This is a genomic window from Rhodococcus sp. MurmanLake-1, assembly GCF_056945715.1.
The window spans coordinates 310,869-329,454 of record NZ_JBWZNF010000008.1 but is presented as its reverse complement, the minus strand read 5'-3'; the positions used below and the strand labels follow the sequence as shown (position 1 = coordinate 329,454).

15 protein-coding genes are annotated in these 18,586 nt (G+C 62.8%); 14 read left to right on the top strand and 1 reads right to left on the bottom strand.

Going from position 1 to position 18,586, the window contains the following annotated elements:
* The 3 genes from AC2ETI_RS23100 (at position 1) to AC2ETI_RS23090 (ending at position 2,664) form a co-directional block, all read left to right on the top strand.
* Positions 1–1,152 (top strand): acyl-CoA dehydrogenase family protein, encoded by a 1,152-nt coding sequence (locus AC2ETI_RS23100; RefSeq protein WP_029254205.1) that lies wholly within the window; start codon positions 1–3, stop codon positions 1,150–1,152.
* Positions 1,153–1,260: 108 nt separating this feature from the next.
* A complete protein-coding gene (locus tag AC2ETI_RS23095; RefSeq protein ID WP_483634430.1) occupies positions 1,261–2,184 on the top strand; it encodes an MBL fold metallo-hydrolase in 924 nt (307 codons plus the stop codon).
* Positions 2,185–2,193: 9 nt separating this feature from the next.
* Positions 2,194–2,664: a MarR family winged helix-turn-helix transcriptional regulator gene (locus tag AC2ETI_RS23090; protein WP_182261984.1), complete on the top strand. Its 471-nt coding sequence runs from the start codon at positions 2,194–2,196 to the stop codon at positions 2,662–2,664.
* Here the strand turns inward: AC2ETI_RS23090 and AC2ETI_RS23085 are convergent.
* The gene (locus AC2ETI_RS23085; protein ID WP_211919159.1) at positions 2,630–3,550 is read right to left on the bottom strand and encodes a VOC family protein; all 921 of its coding nucleotides are present in this window, start codon (positions 3,548–3,550) and stop codon (positions 2,630–2,632) included. The genes AC2ETI_RS23090 and AC2ETI_RS23085 overlap by 35 nt on opposite strands.
* A gap of 205 nt (positions 3,551–3,755) precedes the next feature.
* Here AC2ETI_RS23085 and glf point away from each other — a divergent pair, with 205 nt between their 5' ends.
* The 11 genes from glf to fadD32 all read left to right on the top strand — a co-directional run bounded on the left by glf (position 3,756) and on the right by fadD32 (position 18,567).
* Positions 3,756–4,970 carry a UDP-galactopyranose mutase gene (glf, locus tag AC2ETI_RS23080; RefSeq protein ID WP_024488040.1) on the top strand — a complete coding sequence of 405 codons (1,215 nt, stop codon included), beginning with the start codon at positions 3,756–3,758 and terminating at the stop codon, positions 4,968–4,970.
* Complete coding sequence (locus tag AC2ETI_RS23075; protein ID WP_019746404.1) at positions 4,967–6,880, top strand: glycosyltransferase; 1,914 nt, start codon at positions 4,967–4,969, stop codon at positions 6,878–6,880. The genes glf and AC2ETI_RS23075 overlap by 4 nt, the downstream gene beginning before the upstream one ends.
* Positions 6,861–7,394 carry a phosphatase PAP2 family protein gene (locus AC2ETI_RS23070; RefSeq protein ID WP_483634429.1) on the top strand — a complete coding sequence of 178 codons (534 nt, stop codon included), beginning with the start codon at positions 6,861–6,863 and terminating at the stop codon, positions 7,392–7,394. Before AC2ETI_RS23075 ends, AC2ETI_RS23070 begins: the two co-directional genes overlap by 20 nt.
* A complete protein-coding gene (locus tag AC2ETI_RS23065) occupies positions 7,391–8,296 on the top strand; it encodes a decaprenyl-phosphate phosphoribosyltransferase (protein ID WP_003943808.1) in 906 nt (301 codons plus the stop codon). The genes AC2ETI_RS23070 and AC2ETI_RS23065 overlap by 4 nt, the downstream gene beginning before the upstream one ends.
* Positions 8,274–10,193: an arabinofuranosyltransferase AftB family protein gene (locus tag AC2ETI_RS23060; protein WP_020968110.1), complete on the top strand. Its 1,920-nt coding sequence runs from the start codon at positions 8,274–8,276 to the stop codon at positions 10,191–10,193. Before AC2ETI_RS23065 ends, AC2ETI_RS23060 begins: the two co-directional genes overlap by 23 nt.
* A 331-nt stretch (positions 10,194–10,524) precedes the next feature.
* Positions 10,525–11,535, top strand: coding sequence for an alpha/beta hydrolase (locus AC2ETI_RS23055; RefSeq protein WP_020905770.1), 1,011 nt, complete (start codon positions 10,525–10,527; stop codon positions 11,533–11,535).
* A 253-nt stretch (positions 11,536–11,788) separates the two neighbouring features.
* On the top strand, positions 11,789–13,672 hold the full coding sequence (locus tag AC2ETI_RS23050; protein WP_483634428.1) for an alpha/beta hydrolase-fold protein: 1,884 nt from the start codon (positions 11,789–11,791) through the stop codon (positions 13,670–13,672).
* 106 nt (positions 13,673–13,778) lie between these two features.
* On the top strand, positions 13,779–14,330 hold the full coding sequence (locus AC2ETI_RS23045; protein ID WP_021342459.1) for a DUF732 domain-containing protein: 552 nt from the start codon (positions 13,779–13,781) through the stop codon (positions 14,328–14,330).
* Positions 14,331–14,339: 9 nt separating this feature from the next.
* Entirely contained in the window at positions 14,340–15,293 is a 954-nt protein-coding gene (locus tag AC2ETI_RS23040) for a cutinase family protein (protein ID WP_019746409.1), read from the top strand.
* A 206-nt stretch (positions 15,294–15,499) separates the two neighbouring features.
* The gene (locus AC2ETI_RS23035; protein ID WP_020968111.1) at positions 15,500–16,495 is read left to right on the top strand and encodes an LLM class F420-dependent oxidoreductase; all 996 of its coding nucleotides are present in this window, start codon (positions 15,500–15,502) and stop codon (positions 16,493–16,495) included.
* A 182-nt stretch (positions 16,496–16,677) separates the two neighbouring features.
* The gene (gene fadD32 / locus AC2ETI_RS23030) at positions 16,678–18,567 is read left to right on the top strand and encodes a long-chain-fatty-acid--AMP ligase FadD32 (protein WP_003943899.1); all 1,890 of its coding nucleotides are present in this window, start codon (positions 16,678–16,680) and stop codon (positions 18,565–18,567) included.
* Positions 18,568–18,586 lie beyond the last annotated feature (19 nt).

Here is an 18,586-nt window from a genome sequence, read left to right as displayed (position 1 = left end):
ATGGCGACCAAGCGCAAGCCGTCGTGGCATGACGACGAGATCACCGCAGTAGCCGAACTGGCCCGTGGTTTCTTCGATCGTGAACTGATCGCCAAGCGTGAGCAGTGGGACGCTCAGCATCGCGTCGACCGTTCCGTGTGGCTCGAAGCCGGCAAGCTCGGCCTGCTGTGCTGCTCGATTCCCGAGGAATACGGCGGGGGCGGTGGAACTTTCGCGCACGATCTTGCAGTCTTCGAGGCGCAGGGCTACTGCGGGGACTATGCACTCGGTAACTCCGTGCACAGTGGCATCGTCGCCCACTACGTGCTCGAGTACGGAAGCGAAGAGCAGAAGAAGGCCTGGCTGCCAGGTATGGCGACGGGCGAGATCCTCGGCGCCATCGGAATGACCGAGCCGGGAACAGGTTCCGACCTCAAGGCCATCACCACGTCCGCGACCCGCGACGGTGACCACTACGTCGTGAACGGGTCGAAGACCTTCATCACCAACGGTGGCAGCGCAGACATGATCGTGCTTGCCGTCAAGACCGATCCCAAGGCGGGCGCCAAGGGTGTCTCGCTCCTGATCGTGGATCTGCGTGACTGCGAAGGCTTTGCGGTCGGCCGCGTCCTCGACAAGGTCGGTCAGCACGGCGCCGATACGTCGGAGCTGTCCTTCACCGATGTTCGCGTTCCCGTCTCGAACCTCCTCGGCGAGTCCGAGGGGCTCGGTTTCGGTCAGTTGATGGCGCAGCTGGTGCAGGAGCGTCTCATCATCGGCGCGCAGGCCATCGGCACCATCGAGCGTGCCGTCGAGGAGACCGTCGCGTACACCAAGGCGCGTCAAGCGTTCGGGCACAGCCTCTTCGAGTTCCAGAACACCGCCTTCGAGCTGGCCGAGTGCCAGACGATCGCGCGCACCTGCCGTGTCTTCCTCGACAACTGCATCGAGGATCACCTCAATGGCGAGCTGGACGGCGCAGACGCCGCGATGGTCAAGTACTGGCTGACCGAACAGCAGTGCGCCGTCGTCGACCGGTGCGTGCAGCTCTACGGCGGATACGGCTACATGCGTGAATACCCGATCGCGCGCATGTACGAGGACTCCCGCGTCCAGAAGATCTACGCCGGCGCCAACGAAGTGATGAAGGGCATCATCGCGAAGAGTCTTTGATCACCGGCGTCGAAAACCATTGACACCGACCAGGCACCCACCGAGCATTTCGGTGGGTGCCTTTGTGTGCCTACAAGCGGGATCGAGCTGTTCGGAAGGCAATCACTGATGAGCTTCACCATCGACGTCGGATCGGCGCGCGTCACCCAACTGACGGAGCTGGCGCACTGGCCGTTTCCGCCGCGAGAGCTTTTTCCGCACGCGGGTGATGCGGAGATCGAGGACGCGTCGGCGCGGCTGACACCGGAGTTCTTCGACGCGGGTAGCGGTGACCTCGTACTTGCCATCCACACCTACCTGGTGGAGATCGGCGGCAAGGCCATCGTCGTCGACACCGGCAACGGGAACAGCAAGCACCGGCCGAACCTCCTGCCGCACCACATGTTCGGTACCGACTACCTCTCGCGCTTCGCCGACACCGGCGTCGACGTTGGCGACGTCGATCTGGTGGTCAGCACACATCTGCACCCCGATCATTGTGGTTGGAACACCAACCTCGAGGCCGAAACCTGGCGGCCCACCTTTCCCCGCGCGACATACATTTTCGACCGCACCGAACTGGCCGCGCTCGAACAACTCGCCGCCGACGGTCCACACGAAGGAGTGGTCTCGGATTTGGCGCAGACCTTCGAGGACAGCGTCCGTCCCGTTCTGGACGGGGCGAAGTGGGAGGCGGTCGACGACGGCCACGTCCTGGCCGAGTCCGAAGGCACACGCGTCGTCGTGCGCAGCGCGCCCGGCCACACGCCGGGTCACGTCGTGATCGAGATCCGCATTGCCGACGGCGGCGCCGTCATCGCCGGCGACGTGATCCACCATCCGATCCAGTTTCTGTACCCGGACCTCAGCCAGGGCGGCGACGCGGATCCCGAGATCGCCAGGGTCACCCGCCGCGAACTTCTCGAACGCTGCGCGTCGGAGGGACTGCTTCTACTTCCCGCACACTTCCCCGTCGACGAACCGATCACGGTTCGGTTAAACGAGGACGATCGCCCGATGGCACCTTCGATATATGTTGCGAGGCCTGCATAGAATGGGCCAATGCCTGCGACCGAATCGACGCCATCGCTCTCCGGCAGGCCGCTTTCGAGTCGGATCGGATACGGCTTGGTCAAAGCCGCACTCCGCGTGAGGCAGTCGTACGCGGAGGCTTTGTCTCGCGTCGGACTGCTGCCCAATCATCACGCCATTCTCAGCACACTCGATGAACTCGGCCCATGCCATCAAAAGGAGCTTGCTTCCCGAGTGGTGGTCGACCCCGGTGACATCGTTGCCTATCTCGACAGTCTGCAGGAGTCGGGATACGTTGTGCGCGAACGCGATAAATCTGATCGGCGTAGGCAGGTCGTATCGATCACGGACTCCGGAGTAGCGAAGTTGATCGAGGGCGATGCGGCCCTCGACGCCGTCGAGCAAGAGGTCTTCGAGTCGTTGACCGATCAGGAACGTGAGACATTGACGGTCGTATCCGCCAAGCTCACGGGGCCGACGGCGCGGCCGTCAGAGGCCTGATGATTCCGGGTACTCTTTTGCTCGTCTCGGCTGGACGCTTGTGGCCCCAGTAACTCGGTTGGTTGTAAGTTCTTGCCACCCAACTCAGATCGTCGACGGTGAGACCACCGAACCCGTACTCGATCTGCAGACCGGACGGGCTGCCGATGTAGATCGACGTCATCAGGTCATTGGTGTGGCGCCCCAGCGTTTGCATGACCTCGGTGTCGTGGCTGTCGAGAAGATCGATCAGGCGTCCGAGATCGTCCATGCATTCGACTTCGAGCATGAGGTGGTTGAATCCGACGTGGCCGGGATATTCGGCCAGCGCAAGTGAATGATGACGTCCGTTGACGTGATAGAAGCGCACGGTGAATTGGTCGTTGGTGATCCGGTCCGAGAGTCGGAAACCCAGCACATCCACGTAAAACTTGTTGGCTTCCTCGATATTCGGTACCTGTAAAACGATGTGGCCCAGGCCTTGATCTCCGGTCACGAATCCACCGCGCATGACACGACCCGGTGTGAACGACAGTGGCGTCGATGCCTTTCCCCACGAAATCTCGTGTCGAGTTCCCCATGGGTCGGTGAACCACACGAGTTCGGCGACTTGCCGCTCGGCGAGCAGGTCGGGATTGCCGTCGTGCAGCGTGATGCCGTTCCGGTCGAGGTGTGCGGCAAACGAGTGAAGATCGGATTCATTGGCCATTGCCCAACCGGCGTAAAGGAATTCGTCTACCTTGCCGGGGTGGACGGCAATTCGATAGTTGACGTCGTCTACTGCGAGCCGGATTGCGCCATCCGGTCCGTCTGGTGACAGTTTCGCGCCCAGAAGTCCCGTTCCGTACTTTCTCCAGTCCTCAGCCCTGGGTGACGCGACTCCGATATACGACAGTTCCTGAATCACGATGATCTCCCTCGAATGCACTTGATGGTCACTGTTCCTAAAATATAAGCAGTGTTACCAATGATTGGCAAGACAATCGTTGGTATTGCCAAGTAATTCATGAGTAGTAGCCGCCAGGGATGCTGAAATCAGGAAACAAGGGCCATAGTCCCTGGTGACGCATCCAACCCTCGGCGTCCGAACAGGTCCGATACCCTGGTTCATCGTGACCGCTGCAAATTCAGAGACCGCCCGTGCCCAGTACGACCTGATCGTCGTCGGTTCGGGATTCTTCGGGCTGACCATCGCCGAGCGTGCCGCTACCCAGCTGGGTAAGCGCGTGCTGGTGTTGGATCGCCGTCACCACCTGGGGGGGAACGCATACTCGGAGGCTGAGCCGGAGACCGGCATCGAGGTCCACAAGTACGGTGCCCACCTGTTCCACACCTCCAACAAGAAGGTCTGGGACTACGTCACCCAGTTCACGGAGTTCACGAACTACCAGCACCGCGTCTTCGCGCTGCACAAGGGACAGGCGTACCAGTTCCCGATGGGCCTCGGCCTCGTGTCGCAGTTCTTCGGTCGGTACTTCACTCCCGAAGAGGCGCGCGCCCTCATCGCCGAGCAGTCCAGCGAGATCGATTCGAAGGATGCCTCCAACCTCGAAGAGAAGGCGATCTCCCTGATCGGACGCCCGCTCTACGAAGCATTTGTGCGTGACTACACGGCAAAGCAGTGGCAGACCGACCCCACCGAGCTGCCCGCGGCGAACATCAGCCGCCTGCCGGTCCGCTACAACTTCGACAACCGCTACTTCAACGACACGTACGAGGGCCTGCCCGTCGACGGCTACACGGCGTGGCTCGAGAACATGGCGAAGGATCCGAAGATCGAGGTCCGTCTCGACACCGATTACTTCGACGTCCGCGACGAACTGCGCGCCGCGAGCCCCGACGCACCCGTCATCTACACGGGCCCGCTCGACCGCTACTTCGACTACTCCGAAGGTGCACTGGGATGGCGCACCCTCGACTTCGAGACCGAGGTTCTGCCCACCGGAGACTTCCAGGGCACCCCGGTCATGAACTACAACGACGCGGACGTGCCGTTCACCCGTATCCACGAGTTCCGGCACTTCCACCCCGAGCGCGAGTACCCGACCGACAAGACCGTCATCATGCGTGAGTTCTCACGTGCCGCGGAGGCGAAGGACGAGCCGTACTACCCGATCAACACGCCCGAGGATCGCGAGAAGCTCAGTGCGTACCGCTCACGCGCCAAGAAGGAGACCGCGGAGAACAAGGTCCTCTTCGGCGGGCGTCTCGGCACCTACCAGTACCTGGACATGCACATGGCGATCGCCAGCGCACTGACGATGTTCGAGAACACCCTGCGCCCGCATCTCGAAACGGGTGCGGAATTGGCAGGGGAGAGCGAATGAACGCACGTCATCTACTCGAAGGCGAAGACGCCGTCAGCGGCGACGAGGTGACCTACCTCGGCAAGTCCCTGCTCCAGCGGATCATCCTGCCCCGTGCCGGTGAGCCGCTCGACGTCCGCACGTTGTACTTGGAAGAGTCCTGGTCCAACAGTCGACGGGCGCACTCGACCTCGCGGACGTCCGTCGCGCTCGGCGCCGAGACCGAGGTCTCGTTCGCGACCTACTTCAACGCGTTCCCCGCCAGCTACTGGCGGCGCTGGTCCATCCTGAAATCGGTGGTCCTTCGACTCGAACTGTCCGGACACGGCCGCGTCGACATCTATCGTTCCAAGGCCGATTCCTCGCGAATTCACGTGGAAGGTAAGGAATTTGCCGACGGCGATGCCGCGGTCGAGTTCGAGGTGGAACTGGCGCCGTTCGAGGACGGTGGCTGGATCTGGTTCGACATCACCACTGATACGGCCGTCGTCGTCGAGAGTGGCGGCTGGTACGCGCCCGTCGAGGCTCCCGGCGAAGCGACTGTCGCCGTTGGTATTCCGACGTTCAACCGTCCGACCGACGCGGTCAAGGCTCTCGCTGCACTTGCTTCCGATCCCCTGGTGTCGGACGTGATCAAGGCCGTCATCATGCCGGATCAGGGCACGCGCAAGGTGCGCGACGAACCCGGATTTGCCGAAGCTGCTGCAGCGCTCGGTGATCGGCTCGCCATTCACGATCAGGGCAACCTCGGTGGTTCGGGCGGATACAGCCGAATCATGTACGAGGCACTCAAGACCACGCAGTGTCAGCACATTCTGTTCATGGACGACGACATCGAGATCGAACCCGACTCGATTCTGCGTGCGCTTTCGTTCTCACGTTTCGCGAAGTCGCCGATGCTGGTGGGTGGGCAGATGCTCAACCTGCAGGAACGAAGCCACCTCCACGTGATGGGTGAAGTGGTCAACCGCGGCATCTTCATGTGGACCGCGGCACCGAACGTCGAATACGACCACGACTTCTCGAAGAAGCCGCTGCGCGAATCGAAACTCCTGCACCGCCGCATCGACGTCGACTTCAACGGCTGGTGGATGTGCATGATCCCGCGCCAGGTCGCCGAAGAAATCAAGCAGCCGCTACCGCTCTTCATCAAGTGGGACGACTGCGAATACGGTTTGCGCGCAAAGAAAGCCGGATACCCGACCGTCACACTTCCGGGTGCCGCGATCTGGCACATGGCGTGGAGCGACAAGGACGACGCCATCGACTGGCAGGCGTACTTCCACCTCCGTAACCGCTTGGTGGTGGCAGCGCTCCACATGCCGGGCAACGGCCGTGGCCTCGTGGTCAACACGGTGAAGGCAACGCTCAAGCACCTGCTGTGCCTCGAGTACTCCACCGTCGCGATCCAGAACAAGGCAATCGCAGACTTCCTCGCCGGACCCGAGCACGTCGCGAACATGCTGCCGACGGCACTCGGTGAGGTCCACGCCCAGCGCAAGGAATTCTCCGACGCCGTCGTACTGCCTTCGTCGACTGCGCTTCCGCTGCCCTCGGGTGCAGATGTCGGGGACGTGAGCCTGCCGTTGTCGACCGTCGCGAAGATCACCCGGGTCCTCAAGGCCGGGGTGCACAACGTGAAGCCGGCCAAGCCGGAACACCTCGAGCGCCCTCAGCTCAACGTGCCGACCATCGACGCCCGTTGGTTCCTGCTCTCACAGGTCGACGGCGTCACGGTCACCACCGCTGACGGTCGCGGCGTCGTCTACCGCAAGCGAAACCCCAAGCTTGCACTCGAACTGCTCAAGGAAGCCACACGGTTGCGCCGCGAACTCGCCGCGCGTTTCCCCGAGCTCAAGAAGCAGTACCAGGACGCCGTTCCTTCACTGACCAGCACGGAAAGGTGGGAACGTGTCTTCGGCATCTCCTGAAGTACAGATTCTGGCTGGTATTCAATCGACCGTCGGGCAGCTGCCGGGAGCCGTCAAGGTCGCCCGCGGTATGTCTCACTTCGGTGAGCACTCCCTCGGGTGGATAGCGATCGCTGCCGTCGGAGCTACCGTGGACAAGCCGCGTCGACGTGAATGGGCCGGAGCAGCCGTCGGAGCATTCGGTGCACACGCCGCCTCCGTGGTGATCAAACGAGTCGTCAGGCGCAAGCGACCTTCCGACCCTTCGGTGCAGGTCAACGTCTCGACACCGAGCAAGCTCAGCTTCCCGTCGTCACACGCGACGTCGACGACGGCGGCGGCTGTGCTGATCGGTCGACTCACCGGGCTACCCTTACCGGCGTTGCTGGTGCCCCCGATGATGCTCTCGCGTCTGGTCCTGGGAGTTCACTACCCGACCGACGTACTCGCCGGAGCGGCACTGGGAGCCGCATCCGCGGCGGTAGTTCGCCGGGTCGAAGAAGCCAGAGCCGAACAGAAATGTGGAGATAAATGAGCGAGGAACCGGCTACGGTCAGCGGACCCCCGAAGTCCCTGCCCGCCGGCATCGTCAAGGCGCTTCGCCCACGTCAGTGGGTCAAGAACGTCCTTGTGCTGGCAGCGCCCATCGCGGCCGGAACCGCCACCGAAGCCGACGTGCTCCTACCCGTCGCGCTGGCGTTCGTCGTGTTCTGCATGGCGGCATCAGGCATTTATCTCGTCAACGACGCGATGGATGTCGAAGCCGACCGTGCTCACCCCACGAAGCGATTCCGTCCCATCGCGGCCGGAGTTCTACCCGTCAACATCGCCTACGGCATGGCAGTCGTGCTGCTTGCCGGTGCGATCGGGCTGTCCTTCCTGGCCAACTGGCAACTCGCCGTGGTCATGGGCGTGTACATCGTCATCCAGCTCGCCTACTGCTTCGGTCTCAAGCATCAGGCCGTCATCGACATCTGCATCGTCTCGTCCGGCTTCCTGCTTCGAGCGATCGCCGGTGGCGTTGCCGCCGAGATCGATCTCTCGCAGTGGTTCCTGCTGATGATGGCGTTCGGCTCACTCTTCATGGCGGCAGGCAAGCGCTACGCCGAACTGCAGTTGGCCGAGAAGACCGGCGCGAAGATCCGTAAGTCCCTCGAGAGCTACACGATGACGTACCTGCGTTTCGTGTGGACGATGGCAGCGACGACGCTGGTCCTCTGCTACGGACTGTGGGCGTTCCAACAGGACGCCATCAAGGGCACCAACTGGTATGCCATCTCGATGGTGCCTTTCACCATCGCGGTGCTGCGATACGCGGTGGACGTCGACGGCGGCGAAGCCGGAGAGCCTGAGGAGATCGCGCTCGGTGACCGGGTGCTGCAACTCCTCGCGATTGCGTGGATCGGAGTAGTGGGTGTCGCTGTCTACCTCGTCTGAGCCACGCACCGAGGCCGACCCGCACGTCGACACTGCGGCGAATCGCACCACCCTCAGTCGAGGAGTTTTTCTCGGCGGGGTGGTGCTTGCTGCTGCCCTCATGTTCTGGGGGGCGTGGGAGCGTCGCTGGATCGCCGACGACGGACTCATCGTCTTGCGAACCGTCCGCAACCTGCTCGCGGGGAACGGCCCGGTCTTCAATGCGGGGGAGCGTGTCGAGGCGAACACGAGTACCGCGTGGACGTACATCGTCTACGCGTTCAGCTGGCTCACGCAGATCCGCCTCGAATACGTCGTTCTGACGATCGCGCTCGTACTCTCGACTGCTGCCGTCGTGCTGGCGATGCTCGGCACCGGTCGTCTGTACCGCGGCGTTCGGCCGTCGGCGGGCGGAACGATCCTGCTGGTACCGGCAGGTGTTCTCGTCTACATCGCGGTTCCGCCTGCGCGAGATTTCGCCACTTCCGGGCTCGAGACTTGCTTGGTGATCTTCTGGATCGCGCTCCTGTGGCTACTGCTCGTTCGGTGGGCGCAGGCGTCGACGCCGTCCACGGCGTCGATCCTGACTCTCTCGTTCGTGGCAGGCCTCGGACCATTGGTTCGACCCGAGATGGCAATTCCCGGTGCTGCCGCGTTGATGATGATCGTTCTCTCCGCAGGCCTGACCTGGAAGATTCGTGCACTGATCGTGGTCGTCGCCGGACTTGTGCCGGTGGGCTATCAGATCTGGCGAATGGGCTATTACGCCCTGCCGTACCCGAACACCGCGGTGTCGAAGGACGCCGGTGGCGCGAAGTGGGCGCAGGGTTTTGCGTACCTGTGGAACCTCGTCGGGCCGTACCTGCTCTGGCTGCCGCTGCTTTTCCTGCTCATCGGCGCGCTGCTGCTCGTGTGGCGAAGCCGAGCGGACGCACCTGCCACCGCCACCGATCAACCTGTACGCCCGCTGTGGGAGCGCTTTCAGCAGTTTCTGCGCACGCCGCGGGCGATTGTCACCTTCATTCTCGGCAGTGGGCTGATTCTCGGGATCTACTCTCTGCGCGTCGGCGGCGACTTCATGCACGGCCGCGTCCTGTTGCCGGTGTTGTTCTGCCTGCTCATCCCGGTCGCCGTCATTCCGCTGCGGGTTCCGGCGCGGGCAGCGTTCGGCAGTAACCGCGACACCGCGATCTTCGGAGTCTCGGCGGTGCTGTGGATCGGCACGATCATCTGGGCCTTCTTCGCCGCCAACACGACGGGCATGCCGGAAGGCTCCGTGGTGGGTCGCTCGGGAATCGTCGACGAGCGTGCGTTCTATGCACTCAACACCGGTCACAAGCACCCGATTCTTGCCGAGGACTACCTCGACTATCCGCGAATGCGTGCCATGGTGGAGACCATCGCGCGGACTCCGGAGGGTGGGCTGCTGTTGCCGTCGGCGAGTTACGACTCCTGGTTTGTCGTCCCACCGCCAGGGCCGCTCGAGGAGCCTGCCGAGCACGTCGTCTTCTTCCTCAACCTCGGAATGACGAGCATGAACGTGGGCCTCGACGTTCGGGTGCTCGATCAGATGGGGCTGGCGTACCCCCTGGCAGCACACACCGAGCGCCTCGAAGACGGCCGGATCGGGCACGACAAGAATCTATATCCGGACTGGGTGGTCGCGGATACCGGAATGATCGACGTTCGCCCGTGGCTGCCGTTCTTCCTCGACGAGGACTGGGTTGCCGACGCGAAGCTGGCCATCACGTGCCCGGAAACGCAGGAGCTGCTCACGTCGTACCGCTCCGAGCTGACCTGGGCCAGATTCAAACAGAACTTCCAGCAGGCTTTCGACTTCGCGAAGTACCGATTCGACCGGGTTCCGGCCTACGAATTGGAACGCTGCGGGCTCGTTCCGCCGGAGCCGCCGAAGTGATGTGATCAGCATCACCGACGGTTGAAGGTTTGAATATTTCGATTCAGTAACACCGAATCGATTGGCCACGATGTACTCGAAGACGATTCACCTAACCTGAATCACTCCCTGCGGGTGATGACGGCGTCGCCCGCGGACTGAGACGTAACGGTCTGTCTATTTGTCACAGCTGAACCTGTGACATAAAGTCCAGCGAGCGCAGTGTGACTTGGAAGAGGTCCGCTGCCGACCCGAACTTGTTCGGGCTGGCAGAAAAGCCTGTTCCCCGACGGAATCCGCCGGAGCCACTCCACCGAGTGAGTGCCGCAGACGAAGAGAGAGAGCAGTATCCATGCGTTTTGCCAGAAAGAGGCTGACCCAGCGCCTCAAGCACCGAGCGTTGGCCATCGGTGCCGCAGCACTTGTGCTACCCCTTGCTGCAGGAGTTGCCGGTAGTGCTGTCGCCTCTGCTGCGCCCGCGCACACTGCTCCCAGCCACACCGCCCCCTCCGGCGGATACGACGAGCTGTGGGTGCCCTCCTCGATGGGCAACATCAAGGTCCAGGTCCAGTGGGCCGCACGCGGCGGAAACGCTGCCCTCTACCTCCTCGACGGCCTGCGTGCGCGCAACGACGCCAACGCGTGGAGCTTCGAGACCAACGCGATGGACCAGTACCGCAACGACAACATCACCCTCGTGATGCCCGTCGGCGGCGAGTCCAGCTTCTACAGCGACTGGTATGCACCGTCGAACTTCAACGGTCAGCAGATCACGTACAAGTGGGAAACGTTCCTCACGCAGGAACTCCCCAACTTCCTCGCGAACTACGGCGTCTCGCCGAACAACAACGCGGTTCTCGGTCTCTCGATGGGTGGCAGCGCTGCTCTGACGCTGGCTGCTTACCACCGCGACCAGTTCAAGTTCGCCGGCTCGCTCTCGGGCTACCTGAACATCTCGGCTCCCGGCATGCGCGAGGCAATCCGCGTCGCAATGCTCGATGCCGGTCGCTTCAACGTCGACTCCATGTGGGGACCGCCGTGGAGCCCGTCCTGGCTGCGCAACGACCCGTTCGTCTTCGCACCGCGTCTGCAGGGCCTGTCGATGTACATCTCGTCGGCAAGCGGCCTGCCCGGTGAATACGACCACCCGCGCGCACCGATCGATTACTACAACACGGCTAACGGCATGGGCCTCGAAGCACTCGCCCTGGTCAACACCCGTGCATTCCAGATCCGCATGAACTCGCTGGGTATCCCGGCCACCTACAGCTTCCCGTCCAACGGCACGCACTCGTGGCCGTACTGGTCGGCAGAGCTGTGGAAGGCTCGCGGCCAGATCCTCGACACCATGAACGCTTGGTGATCGTGCGCCATCCCGTGACCTAGTCACTTCACCAGTGCCGTTCCGGACTCCCTCCAAGGGAAACCGGGACGGCACTTGTGTATTCAGGCGCTGCACGATCGCCTGAGGTCAGTAACAATTGCACCACCAGTAACAGCGCGGCTACCCCAAGCGGGGATCGTTTGCGTGTAGAAATAGTTTCAACGGGGGTCTGGCTGCTCAGGCGGCTACACGATCGACGCGCGGACCGAACGTAAGGAAAGAGAGTGAGCTCATGCGAGTAGGCCTTGCCACGGAGGACCGTCGCCGGTCCCGGGCAACCTTCCGGACAAAGGTCGTCGGCGCACTGGCAGCGATGCTGGTACTGCCGATCGCCGCGGGCTTGACGACGGCCGGAACCGCGGCAGCCGCGCCGGCACCTGCTCAGGCCGCACCGGCCGTGACCCAGAACCCCACCGGCGCAGCGGTCACGAAGGTCGACTGGCTCAGTGAGCGTCGCGTCGCGCTGTGGGTGAACTCTCCCGCGATGGGCACCCCGATTCAGGTGCAGATCCTCTTGGCTCGCGATTGGAACGTCAATCCGTCGGCCAGCTTCCCCTCGGTCTGGATGCTCGACGGTCTTCGCGCGACCGACAACGAGAACGCCTGGACCTACGAAACCGACGCCGAGTCCTTCTACGCGGACAAGAACGTCAACGTCATTCTTCCCGTCGGCGGTCAGTCCAGCTTCTACTCCGACTGGCTCGAGCCCGACAACGGCAAGAACTACCAGTGGGAGACGTTCCTGACCAAGGAACTGCCCCCGATCCTCGAAAAGGACTGGCGGACCACGCAGACGCGCGGTGTCGTCGGACTGTCGATGGGCGGAACGTCCGCGATGTTCCTCACGGCGCGTAACCCCGGCTTCTTCAAGTTCGCGGCTTCGCTGTCCGGCATCCTCACCACCACTTCGCTCGGCATGCCTCAGGCAATCCAGTTCGCGATGACCGACGCCGGTGGATACAACTCCGCCGCGATGTGGGGACCGCCGTCCAACGCGCAGTGGGCTGCACACGATCCGTATGCGCTCGCCGAGAAGCTCAAGGGCGTCAGCCTGTACGTCTCGAGTGGTAGCGGTACGACCGGCCCGTACGACCAGCCGTCGGGAATTCCCGGCGTCAGCACCAACTACGCAGGTATGGGCCTCGAGATCCTCGCTCGCCTGACCTCGCAGACCTTCGCGACCAAGCTCAACCAGCTCGGCATCCCCGCGCAGGTCAATTACCGCCCGTCAGGAACCCACTCGTGGCCGTACTGGCAGTTCGAGCTTCATCAGCTGTGGCCGCAGTTGGCCAACGCCATCGGCGTCGAGGTCGAGAAGCCGGCTTGCGGCACGTCGGGTGAGATCGGTGCGACGGCTGCAGTCAACGGTTGGATCGGCGACTGCATCACGCCCGAGTACAGCGTCGCGGGTGGCCTGGCACAGGACTTCCGCAACGGTCGCATCTACTTCACCAGTGGAACGGGCGCCCAGCCCGTCGCCGGTCGTATCGCCGGCGCGTACATGAACACCGGAGCAGCAGCCGGCCCGCTCGGCTTCCCGCGTACTCCGGAACTCGGTACCCCCGACGGACGCGGACGCTTCAACCACTTCCAGAACGGCTCCATCTACTGGACCCCGCAGACCGGCGCTCACCCCGTCAGCGGTGACATCCTCGCCGAGTGGTCCGCACAGGGATGGGAAGGTGGCCCGCTCGGCTACCCGACCGCCGACGAGATCGCGACGCCCGGCAAGCCGGGCAAGGTTCAGGGATTCGAGATCGGCGCGATGTACAGCAGCGCCAACGGAACTCACGCGGTTCTCGGAATGATCATGGGCAAGTACGGCGAACTCGGTTGGGAAAACGGCTGGCTCGGATTCCCGAAGTCGAACGAGGTTCCGATCAAGGACAACGGACGCTTCACCGAGTTCGAGGGCGGCAACATCTACTGGAGCCCCGGCACCGGTGCATGGTCCGTCGAGAACGGCCCGCTCTTCGACGGCTGGAAGAGCGTCGGATACGAAGGCGGCCGCCTCGGATTCCCGATCAGTGACAAATTCGACATTCCCGGTGGTGTCCAGCAGAACTTCCAGTTCGGCTACATCACGGTGATCGGTGACAAGACAGAAGTTCACTAACTCACAGTGGTGCACGACGGGCGGGCCCGATCACGGATCGGTGCCCGCCCGCGTGCGTTGCGTAACCTGTTGATGGACTTTCGACTGAAGGCAAGGACGGACATTGATGTCGCTTTTCTCGGGTAACCGAAACACTTGTGCACGCGCGATCGCGGTCGGCGCCTTGGCGCTCGCCGCGGGTGGCGCGCTTGTCGCGTGCGGTAGTGACGACTCCACTGCAACCTCCAATCCGGTCACCACGACGTCCGCTGCGGCTTCGTCCTCGAGCGGTTCGGCGTCTGCGTCCGCCTCTGCGACCACGACGGCGTCGGCTGCGCCCACCAGTCCAGGAGCAGCAGCCACCGCGCCGCCGGAGCAGCCGCAGAGTATCGAAGGCTTCCCGGGCCCCACAGTCGTCGAGGTCAGTCCAGAGGCACAGAAGTTCCTCGACGGACTGAAGGCGAAGGGCATCACCCCAGCCGGTGACGGAAGCATCGCCGTCAACACGGCCAATTACATCTGCGCTGCCGGTCCTCAGACCGACGACGAGGTCCTGACCTTCGTGACTGCCTTCGTCGGCCAGGAAGCGTCGGCGGAAGGCAAGCAGATCACTCCCGAGCAGGCAGGTGCGAACGCTCAGATCTATATCGACGTCGCCAACACCACCTACTGCAAGTAGGCGCGGGTCATGGCGAGGTCTGGAAAGCGTCGTGGGTGCCTGATCCCGCTGCTGATCATTCTTGTGGTCGCAGCGGTCGTGATCGGCGGTTGGTACATCCTGGCCGGGCGGGTGCCTTCGCCGACTCCGATCCCGCCGAGTCCGGAGCCGCCGGTGTCTCAGCCGGCCAGTTGCCCCGATGTCCAGGTAGTAGCCATACCGGGTACGTGGGAGTCGAGTGCTACCGACGACCCGTACAACCCGACGGCCAATCCGGCGTCGTTGATGCTGAACGTGACCCGTCCTCTTCAGGAGAAGTTCGATAGTTCGAGGGCCGACGTCTACACCGTTCCTTACGTCGCACAGTTTTCGAATCCGGTTGCGATCCCGCCGGACGGACAGCAGTCCTACAACAACAGCCGGGCTGCGGGAACTGCTGCCACTAACGACTTTCTGATGAAGCGGCACGCCGAGTGCCCGCTCACGAGCTACGTCCTGACCGGATTTTCCCAGGGCGCGGTGATCGCGGGTGACGTCGCCGCGAGTATCGGCGACGGTACCGGCGCGGTGCCTGCCGATCTGGTTCTGGGCGTGGGCTTGATTGCCGACGGTCGGCGCGATCCGGCGTTCGGGAACACGGTTGGCCCGAGCGTTGCCGGTGTCGGCGCCGAGCTGTCGCTGAACGGGCTGAAGCTTCCCGGTCTCACGATGACCGGCCCGAGGCCAGGCGGATTCGGCGACCTCAACGACCGGACTTATCAGATCTGCGCGCCGAGCGACGGTATCTGCGACGCTCCGGCCGCCGCTCTCAATCCGACCAACTGGTTGAGTTCGGCGCCGCGGCTTCTCGAGTACTACAACAACCCTGTGCACGCGATGTACAACTCCTTCCAAGTCGATCCGAACGGCACGACGGCCACCCAATGGATGGCACAGTGGGCTGCGGAGAAGATCGACGCCGCACCGACACCGCCCCACAGTTGAGTCACCGCCGCACTGTTGATTCGTCACAATCGGGCGTCTCGGGAGTTCGCTCGCGGGTAATCTGCTCGTTTGGTCCCGGTAGAGTGCTGCACGGTCCGGGGGCGTCCTCTACAGTGCTGTCACGTAAGTGACTGGCGAGTAGGTTCGATTTGTCCGGTTTCGAAGTCCGAGTACGACGTACGTGTCCATCACAGGAGAATCGCTATATGAGTTCCACCCACGGCAGCGATGCCCTACGCAAATTCCGGTTTGCGGCCGGTGGCGAGGGCAACGCCGAAGAGGGTGGTGCGCGACGTTTCATCAAGCTTGCGCAGAAGGCCGAGGAACTCGGCTACGACTCGTTCATGATTCCGGACCACCTGGGTAATCAGGTCGGACCGATCGCCGCTCTGGGAGCACTCGCAGTGGCCACGGACAAGATCCGTCTGGGCACTGCCGTGTTGGCCAACGGCTTCCGCCATCCTGCTGTGCTCGCGAAGGACGCGGCGACTATCGACGTGCTGTCCGGTGGCCGACTCGAACTCGGTATCGGCGCAGGCTGGATGAAGGAAGAGTTCGACAAGGGCGGCATCGCATACGAAAGCCCCGGCGTTCGCATCGAGAAACTCGAGGAGTCTCTGCAGATTCTCGACACACTGCTGCGCGGGCAGGAATGCACTTTCGAAGGCAAGCACTATCAGGTGCGTGGCCTCAAGGGCAGCCCGCGACCGCGGCAGGGCCCGCGGCCGCCGATCATCGTCGGAGGCGGTGGACCGAAGATGCTCGCTCTCGCCGCGAAGTACGCGGACATCATCTCGGTCGCCACCCCGACCAACCGTGACGGGCGGCTTCTGCTCTCCGGAATCACGATGGAAAAGACCATCGAACGTGTCGAGCGGATCCGCGAAGCTGCCGGCGAGCGTTTCGATGAGATCGAACTCAACTGGACCATCACCATGATCATGATCACCGACGATCGAGAGCAGGCTGCCGAGATGGCAATCGCCGCTCTGGACCAAGGTTTTCCGCCGAACATCGAAGTGGATCGTAAGCTGAGCGTGGAGGAGTTGCTGAACTCTCCATACCTGGCTGTGGGCACTTTCGAGGAAATCGCAGACCAGATTCGACTGGTCCGCGAGAAGACGTCGATGTCGTACGTCGGGGTCTTCCCGACGCAGATGGAAGCGTTCGCCCCGATCATCCCGTTACTGGCGGGCGAGTAGGCCGGAGAATACGGACGATGCGAATCTGTAACATATCGATGGTTTGGGATCGATGAAGTGATTCAGGTGAGTTGCGCACAAAGTGCGATTCGATTGATCGAAGATGGACCCGAGAGAGCGAAGGAAGTCTGGGGCGCAGGCATGAAAGACAGTGCTTGTGTGATCGCTTCGGAGGAGATGGAATGAACGCGCTGTTCGATGGCTTTCTCGACGAGAAGGGCCAGATCCGCCTGCAACCAGGCTTCACGCTGGTCGACTACGTCGAGCAACACTCGCGTGTCAACGCGGACGAGCTCGCGTATCGGTACATCGATTACTCACGCGAACGTGACGGTGAAGCCCTGGAGCTGACCTGGGAGCAGTTCGGTGTGCGTCTGCGCGCTGTTGCGGCCCGTCTGCAGCAGGTCACCAAGCGTGGCGACCGTGTCGCGATTCTTGCTCCGCAGGGGCTCGACTACGTCATTTCGTTCTTTGCCGCCATTCAGGCAGGTTCCATCGCGGTGCCGCTCTTCGATCCGGACGAGCCTGGTCATACCGACCGTCTTCACGCTGTTCTCGGTGACTGCAAGCCGACTGCGATTCTGACTGCCGCTTCGTCGGCAGCCGGTGTTCGTCAGTTGTTCCGCTCGCTTCCCGCTGCCGAGCGTCCGCGCATCATCGCCGTCGACGCGATTCCCGACACCGTCGGTGAAACGTGGGTTCGTCCCGACATCGAACTCGACGACATCGCGTACCTGCAGTACACCTCCGGTTCGACCCGAGTTCCCGCCGGCGTGGAGATCACCCACCGCGCTGTCGGAACGAACGCGCTCCAGATGGTCGACTCCATCGAACTCAACGAGGACTCACGCGGCGTCACGTGGCTGCCGCTGTTCCACGACATGGGCCTGCTGACGGTCATCCTGCCTGCTCTGGGCGGCAAGTACATCACCATCATGAGCCCGCGCGCTTTCGTGCAGCGGCCGTACCGGTGGATCAAGGAACTGGCTGCGGTTTCCGACGGCGCAGGCACCTTCGCCGCCGCTCCCAACTTCGCTTTCGAGCACGCTGCCGCGCGCGGCCTGCCGAAGGACGGCGAGACCCTGGACCTGAGCAACGTCATCGGCCTGATCAACGGCAGTGAGCCGGTCACGACGTCGTCGATGCGCAAGTTCAACGACGCTTTTGCTCAGTACGGTCTGCCCAAGACTGCGATCAAGCCGTCGTACGGCATGGCCGAGGCGACGCTCTTCGTCTCCTCGACCAAGCATTCCGACGAGGCCAAGGTCATCTACGTCGACCGCACGGAACTCAACAAGGGCCGCATGGTCATCGTCGACCAGTACTCCGAGAACGCCATCGCACAGGTCTCCTGCGGGTACGTCTCGCGCAGTCAGTGGGCGGCGATCGTCGATCCCGAAACTCTGACCGAGGTCCCCGACAATCACGTCGGCGAGATCTGGTTGCACGGCGAGAACATCGGCATCGGCTACTGGGGTCGCCCCGACGAGACGGCGGAGACCTTCCACAACAAGCTGGACAATCGGTTGAGCGAAGACAGCCACACCGAGGGCACGCCGGCGGATGCCAACTGGATGCGTACCGGCGACTTCGGCGTCTACGTCGACGGCGAGCTGTACATCACCGGCCGCGTCAAGGACCTCGTGATCGTCGACGGTCGCAATCATTACCCGCAGGACCTCGAGGCTTCGGCTCAGGAAGCCAGCCCCGCCCTGCGCCCCGGCTTCATCGCTGCGTTTGCCGTCCCGGCCAACCAGCTGCCTTCTGTCGTGTTCTCCAACACGCACTCGGGTCTGAAGTTCGACGACGACGATTCCTCGGAGCAGTTGGTCATCGTGGCCGAGCGTGCTCCCGGCGCAGGCAAGGCCGATCCGCAGCCGATCGCGGACACTGTGCGTGCGGCGATTTCTTCCCGTCACGGTGTTACGGCCCGAGACATCCTGCTCGTCCCCGCGGGTTCGATTCCGCGTACGTCCAGCGGCAAGATCGCTCGCCGCGCGTGTAAGGCGAGTTATATCGAGGGAACGTTGCGAGGCGGCTATCAGCAGACCGCATTCCCCGATAGCGTTTGAGGAGCAGTCCCTTCATGAT